Source organism: Microcoleus sp. SVA1B4, assembly GCF_036700545.1.
Lineage (GTDB): Bacteria > Cyanobacteriota > Cyanobacteriia > Cyanobacteriales > Microcoleaceae > Microcoleus.
This window is the reverse complement of sequence record NZ_JAUBPB010000032.1, coordinates 26,827-35,278: the sequence shown is the minus strand read 5'-3', so window position 1 is coordinate 35,278 and position 8,452 is coordinate 26,827. Positions and strand designations below refer to the sequence as shown.

Sequence of the window (8,452 nt, the reverse complement as noted above, 5' to 3'; positions counted from 1 at the left end):
TCCAAAGGAATAAAACGCGCCTGATTGGTATCAGGGTCAATAAAACTACCCGTTCCCAATTGACTCGCTGGAATTGTAGTATCTCTGCTGCGCGGATCGCCTCCTTGCACTACAAAAGGCTCTGGCTGGCGCACAACTCGGTGAAACATCACCCCGTCGTAAATGCCTCGTTCAACTAAGTCAACAAAATTGCCAGCGGTAATAGGGGCATTAGTGCCATCGACTTCGATCGTAACGGGTTGACCGTTAATTATCTGGACTACTATAGCTTTGCCTGTTAACGGGAGTGCAGCGCTCATGGGTAAATTGCTATTGGAGTGAGTGATATTTGGGTTTTAGAAGCAATCCGCGAATTGCCCTTACCCATTTAATCAGAAAACTGTAAACTTGTCTTAAGTACAGTTCTACTTCTAAAATTTATGATGTCCCGTCGCAAGTTTTTTACCACTTTATTGGCAATTTGTCTAGTTTTTCTAAGTTTCAATTTTGCCACACCTGCATTTGCCCTCGGTGGCAAGCTTCCGACGGTGAATCAACCAGCGCCGGATTTTAGTTTGCCGACAAACAGCGGCGACGGACAAGTGTCCCTGTCCGATTATCGCGGTAAGTGGCTGGTAGTCTATTTTTATCCGAAAGACTTTACTTCGGGATGTACGATCGAAGCGCGTCGATTTCAGGAAGACTTGCCGAAATACTTGGCAAAAAATACTCAAATTATCGGTATTAGCGCTGATGATGTCAACTCCCACGCGGAATTTTGCGATTCGGAAGGTTTGAAGTTTCCACTGTTAGCTGATACCGACGGTAAAGTGAGTAAAGCTTACGGTTCTTGGATGAGTTTTATCTCCGCGCGACACAGTTTTATTATTGACCCTGAAGGCGTTTTACGTGAAACTTTTGTGAAGATTAATCCGGCGATTCACTCTAAAGAAGTGTTTGCCCGGTTGCAGGAATTGCAGGCTAACGGGTAATACCATTTTAGATTTTAGATTTTAGATGTTAGATTTGAATAATTGGGAATGACTGATGAACCTTGTCTTGGTAGTGAAGACTACATTCCTCTGAAAATACAGAGGAATGTAGTCTTCACTGCCAACGTTATCAGGTTGATTTGAACTCACATCTTGCACCATTCTCAATAATTCTTTTTTGGGTGGATTCTCCTGCCCAACCCCTACTCCCCACAAGAAAATCTACTCTTTGTGGAACGGGCCCCAGATCCCGTTCTTGACAATGGTGCAAAATCTCAGTTTTACCGGAAATGATAGCTGTAACGTGACAAGCGATAAAAGACTAAATCTAAAATCTAAAATCTAAAATCGCCTGTCATGACATATTCAATGAGAATTAAACTTGCTATTGACTGCAACAGATGCGACAGAAGATTCATTGTCTGAAAAATTTTTCTTTCTGCTAGCCATGCGACGTTCCGGGTCAATTCCCTCGAAGGTTGGCGGCAACCAAACTCGGACTACCAACAACACTGCCAAAACCAGCAAAAATGCGCCTGTTGATAATATTTGAACCGAGGGAGTTTCCAGCACTCCCCGCACTATCACTTCTCGCAAAACTGATACAATACAAACTTCCACAGCTACGCCGATCGAAACTCTTTTTTCTTGCAAGTAAATAATTAGCAGCCGAAATAATTCCACTAAAACTAATAGAAATAAAATATCTGCCGTGACTTCCTGGAAATTCAAAGGAGGTAGCAGCGAGAAGAACATTTCTCGCAGTTCTAGCACCATGAAACAAAACAAACCAATACATAGGGAAATTACAATTAAGTCTTGGACTGTTTCCAGACCGGTGACGATTAATTGCAAATTCAACCATTGAGGGGGGTTACTCGACGAGTTGTTTAAACGCTTTTCCATTGACATATGCTGCAACTTGTTTGGCTTTCTTACAGCTTAATTGAACTTAGGTTAATCTATGGCAATTTACAGGTTTAATCTCTTTATCAGTCTCATAAAATTTCGATTGGTTGACAATTTCACACACACTTTTATTTGCCACCCAGGTGGCTTGACATTTAGTGATAGTTTATGCTATGTGAAGCCTGCAATAAGTAGCTTTGATATCTAAAAAATACAAGTCTGAATGCTGAAATGCCCCAACTGCTATAAAATATGAAAATTGTAAAGAATTATTTACCACAGCTTGATAAACTCAAGCTAGGGACTCTCGGCTTTAATCATACAAAAGCCGGAAAGTTAGCCCAAAAACCAAAAGTAATCCAGAGAGGATTGAACACAATGGCATTTGAACTTGCACCGTTACCCTTCGCCGCTGACGCCCTAGAGCCAGCTCATATGTCGGCCAACACTTTTTCGTTCCACCACGACAAGCACCACGCTGCTTACGTGACCAATCTGAATAAACTGATTGAAGGAACTGAAATGGCGAGCAAATCCCTTGAAGAAATTGTCAAGGAATCTGCTAAAGACCCATCCAAAGCCGGCATTTTCAACAATGCAGGTCAAGTTTGGAACCACAATTTTTTCTGGAATTCCCTCGCACCGGGCGGCGGTGGCACTCCGACAGGAGCTTTAGCTGAGAAAATCAACGCCGACTTCGGCAGCTTCGACAAATTCAAAGAAGAATTCAAGACTGCTGCGACAACTCAGTTCGGTAGCGGCTGGGCTTGGCTGGTTTTGGACAACGGCACTTTGAAAGTTACCAAAACTGCTAACGCTGACACCCCGGTAGCACACGGCCAAACTCCGTTGCTGACTTTGGATGTGTGGGAACACGCTTATTATTTGGATTTCCAAAACCGCCGTCCCGACTACATTACTAATTTCTTGGATAATTTGGCTAACTGGGAGTTTGCAGCAGCAAATTTGGCTGCGGCTTAGTAGCATCTGAGTTTGAGGACTAAAGTCCTCACTACCAAACGATAAAGTTTGTAGTGAGGACTTTAGTTGTGATGAATGAGAATTATTTAACCCAACTTGCTATTAGCAGACAAAAACAGCTTTCAACATTCCTTCGCCTCGGTCTGGTTGGAGTTCAAATCCGAGTTTTTTACAGAGGCTCTGCATCTGGTAGTTGCTATTGAGAATGTAGCCGACGATCGCCTCTAATTTCTCTTCCTGACCAATTTGCAACATCCGCCTCAATAATTCTGTTCCCAAACCGCGCTGCTGATAGCTATCGCTAACGATGAGGGCAAATTCGGCTTGGTTTGTGCCGTGGAGTTTGCTCAGACGCGCTACTCCCAAAATCCGGTGTTCTGAGGTTTCCGGGTCTTGACGATCGGCTACTAACACCATTTCGCGATCGTAGTCAATAAAACAAATCCGGGTCAAACGTTCGTGAGCGATGCGGTGCTTTAACTTTACCATGTGAGCGTAGCGCAAATAGACGCTCTCTTCCGAAAGTTCTTTGTGGAACAGCACCATCAGCGGCTCATCTTCTGGGCGAATCGGACGGATCGTGATGGGACGATCGCCCTCCGTTGACCATTGTTGAACGTATTGCGTAGGATAGGGGCGAATCGCGGGAGAAATGGGGTTTTCCGTTGTTTGCAGAACAACGCGGGCATCAAGAGCGATCGCACCTTCAGGAGAAACCAGCAGCGGATTAATATCAATCTCGGCAATTTGAGGTTGCTCTACAATCAGTTGACTGAAACGAACTAATAACTGTTCGAGTTGTACCAGGTCAATTGCCGATCGGCCGCGCACTCCTTGCAAAGCTTTATAGATGCGCGTTTGCTCCATCATCCGCCGCGCTAGGGTGGTATTTAAAGGCGGAAGTGCTAGCGATCGATCTTGAAAGACTTCCACTAATTGTCCGCCGGAACCAAACAGCATCACCGGCCCAAATTGTGGGTCGATACTGCTACCTAAAATTAGTTCATAGCCTTCCAAGTGCACCATCGGCTGCACTGTCACGCCGAGAAACGCTGCCGGATCGATCGCCCGTACCCGCTGGGCGATCGCCTCAAAGGCACTAATTACAGCCTTAGCATCGCCTAAATTTAGTTTTACGCCCCCCACATCGGTTTTGTGAGTAATCGTCTCAGAATGGAGTTTTAGCACCACTGGATAACCGAGGATCTCGGCAATTTCCACAGCTTCGGCCGCACTCGCTGCAATTTCTGTCGCTACGGTGGGAATGCCGTAAGCGGAGAGCAACTGTTTTGATTCGTACTCGGTTAATAGAGTGCGATTGTTTTGGCCCGCGGCCGTCAAAATCTTCGCAGCAGTCGCACACCCGGAAGTCTCGATTTCGCAATCAGCGGGGAGAGATGGCGTTTCGTAGATAGCGCGCAGGTTGTACGTGTACCGCCACATATAGTTGAACAACCTGACGGCGGTATCGGGATAGGGGAAAGTCGGAATATTTGCCTGATTGAGAATTTGCGTTCCCGCTGACACTTCCACACCGCCCATCCAGCTTGCTAATAAGGGCTTTCGGAGTTGGCTGTAAGACTTGAGTTTTTCTGCGGTTTGGGTGGGATTTGTCATCGCTTGTGGCGTTAGGATGACCAGCAATCCGTCACTATTGGGATCGGGAGCGACCACTTCTAGAGTTTTGGCGTAACGATCGCTACTAGCATCGCCCAAAATATCGATCGGGTTGTGATGACTCCACTGAGGCGGCAAAAACTCATCAAGCTGCTGCACCGTCTCCGGTGCTAGATCTGCCAGCGCACCGCCGTCGCTAATTAAGGCATCAGTGGCGATCGCCCCTGGCCCTCCTGCATTGGTGACGATGGATAGGCGGTTTCCCTGCGGTCGCGGTTGCTTTGCCAGAATTTCTGCCATGTCGAACAAATCGGAAATCGTATGTACCCGCAACGCGCCACAGCGGCGGAAAGCAGCGTTAAGCACGTCATCGCTGCCGGTCAAAGCTCCCGTATGGGAAGCGGCGGCTTGGGCGGCGGCGGCGGTACGTCCTACCTTGAGAAGGATGATCGGTTTGTCGATCGCCACTGGGCGGGCGGCGGACAGGAACGAACGAGCATCACCCATAGATTCCATGTACAAAACGATACTGTGGGTATGGGGGTCGTCTCCGAAATACTCGATCAGATCGCCCCAACCGACATCGAGCATAGAGCCGATCGACACAAAACCGCTAAAACCGACATTTTCTCCCAAACTCCAATCTAGGATCGAAGTACAGAGGGCGCCGCTTTGACTGATGAAGGCGACATTACCCGGACGGGCGATCGTACCTGCAAAAGTAGCATTGAGCCCAAGCACAGGATTCATCACGCCGAGGCAATTTGGGCCGATAATCCGCATTCCGCCCTGACGCGCTTGGGCGATAACTTGCTGTTCTAAAGCCTCCCCAGCCGCACCAATCTCTTTAAAGCCAGCAGAAACAATAATTGCCCCTTTCACCCCAGCAGCGATACATTCGCGGATCACTTGCGGCACCCCAGCAGCAGGCGTAGCAATCACCGCCAGATCCACTCTTTCCGGGACGCTAGCAATGTCAGGATAAGACTTGAGCCCCAAGACGCTGTGGCGCTGCGGATTCACTGGAAAAACTGTTCCGCCAAACGGATTCCGAATCAAGTTCCACAGGAGAGTACGTCCGACGCTTCCTTCTCTCTCTGTTGCGCCGATTACAGCCACGGAGCGAGGCCGAAAAATCCGATCGAGCGGATGACGCTGTTCTTTCCAAATATCGTGAGCCCGATCGCTCGCAGTGCTTTGATTCATTGAATTTATCTGCATAGTACCCTACTTCAATTAATCAGCAATTAATATTGCTCTGCTTTCGATAACTATCACCGAATCAAATCCGAACTCTTTTTCTGCTTTTTTTCTGCTTTTTCTTCATCTTCTTCGGGTGTTCGCGGTTCCTGAAAAAAAAAATCTCATTGCCCGTTTCCGACACGCCCGCCCTTAAACAACATTTGGGTTGTCTAAGTGTTAGTTCGGGAACCCCTTTGGTCAGAGCTTCCTCAACAATTCACGAGGAGGTTCTGCCTACTATCTATCTTAATTCTTCCCACCAAATTAGCAAGTCAACTTTTGTAACAAATAGCGAACCGGGTATTTAAAATATTGAAATTAAATATATACTAGATGTAGTGGTCGAAGCAAAAAAGATCGATCGCTAATAAAAAATTGAGGTGAAAGCAAGCTATGTTTGCAGAATGGCACGGCTTTACTGAAGGCAACTGGACAAACGAAGTCAACGTCAGAGACTTCATCCAAAAGAATTACACCCCCTACGAAGGGAATGCAGAATTTCTCACAGCACCAACCGAAAAAACCCAGCAACTTTGGCAAAAAGTTCTGGAATTAATGAAGCAAGAGCGCGAAAAAGGTGTATTGGATGTTGATACAAAAGTTCCCACATCGATCACGGCTCATGCAGCAGGATACATCGATCGCGACTTAGAACAAATAGTAGGTTTGCAAACCGATCGACCTTTGAAACGCGCGATTATGCCCTTGGGCGGGATTCGCGTTGTCAAGGCAGGTTTAGAAGCTTACGGCTATCAGCTCGATCCGCAAACAGAAGAAATATTTACGAAATATCGCAAAACTCATAACGATGGTGTATTCGATGCTTACACGCGCTCGATGCGTCTGGCGAGACGTTCTGGTATCATCACAGGTTTGCCAGATGCCTATGGACGCGGGCGGATAATTGGTGACTATCGGCGCGTTGCTTTGTACGGTGTCGATCGCCTAATTGAGGATAAAAAAACACAGCAAGAATCACTCGAACTAGACGCGATGGACGAGGGAACAATTCGCTTGCGCGAAGAGTTATCCGAGCAAATTCGGGCATTGTTTGAGTTAAAAGAAATGGCTGCTAGCTACGGCTTTGATATTAGCCGTCCGGCAGCAAATGCACGAGAAGCTGTCCAGTGGCTGTATTTTGGCTACTTGGGAGCAGTGAAAGAACAAAACGGGGCAGCGATGTCTCTCGGCCGCGTATCGACGTTCTTAGACATTTATTTCGAGCGCGATTTGCAAAGTGGCGCAAGTTCTGAAGTGGAATTGCAAGAACTGATCGACCATTTTGTAATGAAACTCCGCATGGTGCGGTTTTTGCGAACTCCCGACTATAATGCTCTGTTTTCTGGCGATCCAACTTGGGTAACAGAGGCGATCGGCGGTATCAGCGATGACGGTAGAACATTGGTAACTCGTAACAGTTTCCGATTCTTACACACCCTGTCAAACCTCGGTACTGCACCCGAACCAAATCTTACCGTTTTGTGGTCGGAAAACTTGCCGGACAACTTCAAAGAATTCTGTGCGAAGGTATCCAGCGACACAAGTTCTATTCAGTACGAAAACGACGATTTGATGCGCCCTCAATACGGCGATGATTATGCGATCGCCTGTTGTGTTTCCGCCATGCGAATTGGCAAGCAAATGCAGTTTTTCGGCGCGCGAGTTAACTTAGCTAAGACTTTGCTCTATGCGATTAACGGCGGTAAAGATGAGAAGTCCGGCGACCAAATCGCGCCGCAGTTCCCACCGATTACTACCGAATATCTCGATTATGACGAGGTAAGAGCCAGGTTCCGCGACATGATGGCGTGGTTGGCAAAAACGTATATCAATACGTTGAATGTCATTCACTATATGCACGACAAATACTGCTACGAACGCCTGGAAATGGCACTGCACGATCGCGATGTTTACCGGACAATGGCCTGCGGAATTGCCGGATTGTCGGTGGTGGCGGACTCCCTGTCGGCGATTAAAAACGCTAAAGTTAAGGTGATTCGCAACGAGCAAGGTTTGGCAGTGGATTACTCGATCGAAGGAGAATATCCCAAATATGGCAATAATGACGATCGCGTAGACAGTATAGCCATCGAACTTGTGCAAAGCTTCATGAACGAAATTCGCCAGCACAAAACCTACCGCGGCGCTGTAGCGACTCAATCGGTACTCACAATTACCTCTAACGTAGTTTACGGCAAAAAAACTGGTAGCACTCCCGACGGACGTAAAGCCGGCGAACCCTTTGCTCCGGGCGCTAACCCGATGCACGGCCGAGATTCCTGTGGGGCGATCGCATCCTTATCTTCTGTAGCCAAACTGCCTTACAGTGATTGTCAAGATGGCATATCGAATACTTTTTCGATTCTACCGCAGGCCTTGGGCAGAATGGAGAGCGATCGGACTAACAACCTAGTTAGTCTTATAGACGGTTACTTCCACGATGGCGGCCATCACATCAATGTTAACGCCCTCGATCGGCAAACATTACTAGATGCGATGGAACATCCAGAAAACTATCCCCAGCTAACAATTCGCGTCTCCGGTTATGCGGTTAATTTCATCAAACTTACCCGCGAACAGCAATTAGATGTGATTAAACGGACTTTCCACGAACGCGTCTAAATCCCAGCAGAAAAAACTCGGCGATTGAAACCGCTCCTTGTCAAACGAAGTCCGAGCTGAGGGGGACTCAAGAAGCGCCTACATAATTGGTTCTGCATAAGTCTTTTTTC

Annotated in this window: 6 protein-coding genes; 3 read left to right on the top strand and 3 right to left on the bottom strand. The window is 47.2% G+C overall.

Annotation, left to right across the window (positions count from 1 at the left end; all coding sequences use genetic code 11):
• On the bottom strand, window positions 1–299 hold a 299-nt coding region (locus QT987_RS16265; protein WP_333241725.1), incomplete at its 3' end, for a peptidylprolyl isomerase.
• A gap of 120 nt (window positions 300–419) precedes the next feature.
• On the opposite strand from QT987_RS16265, the gene QT987_RS16260 reads away from it, so the two are divergent.
• Window positions 420–971, top strand: coding sequence for a peroxiredoxin (locus QT987_RS16260; protein ID WP_333241723.1), 552 nt, complete (start codon window positions 420–422; stop codon window positions 969–971).
• A gap of 366 nt (window positions 972–1,337) precedes the next feature.
• On the opposite strand, the gene QT987_RS16255 is transcribed toward QT987_RS16260, so the two are convergent.
• Entirely contained in the window at window positions 1,338–1,877 is a 540-nt protein-coding gene (locus QT987_RS16255) for a phosphate-starvation-inducible PsiE family protein (RefSeq protein WP_333052434.1), read from the bottom strand.
• A 381-nt stretch (window positions 1,878–2,258) separates the two neighbouring features.
• Between QT987_RS16255 and QT987_RS16250 the strand changes: the two genes are divergently transcribed.
• Window positions 2,259–2,861 carry a superoxide dismutase gene (locus tag QT987_RS16250; protein ID WP_333052685.1) on the top strand — a complete coding sequence of 201 codons (603 nt, stop codon included), beginning with the start codon at window positions 2,259–2,261 and terminating at the stop codon, window positions 2,859–2,861.
• 102 nt (window positions 2,862–2,963) lie between these two features.
• Here QT987_RS16250 and QT987_RS16245 read toward each other — a convergent pair whose 3' ends face one another.
• Window positions 2,964–5,684: a bifunctional acetate--CoA ligase family protein/GNAT family N-acetyltransferase gene (locus tag QT987_RS16245; RefSeq protein WP_333241721.1), complete on the bottom strand. Its 2,721-nt coding sequence runs from the start codon at window positions 5,682–5,684 to the stop codon at window positions 2,964–2,966.
• A 429-nt stretch (window positions 5,685–6,113) separates the two neighbouring features.
• On the opposite strand from QT987_RS16245, the gene pflB reads away from it, so the two are divergent.
• Window positions 6,114–8,342, top strand: a complete 2,229-nt coding sequence (gene pflB / locus QT987_RS16240; protein WP_333241719.1) for a formate C-acetyltransferase — start codon at window positions 6,114–6,116, stop codon at window positions 8,340–8,342.
• The last annotated feature ends 110 nt before the right edge of the window (window positions 8,343–8,452 follow it).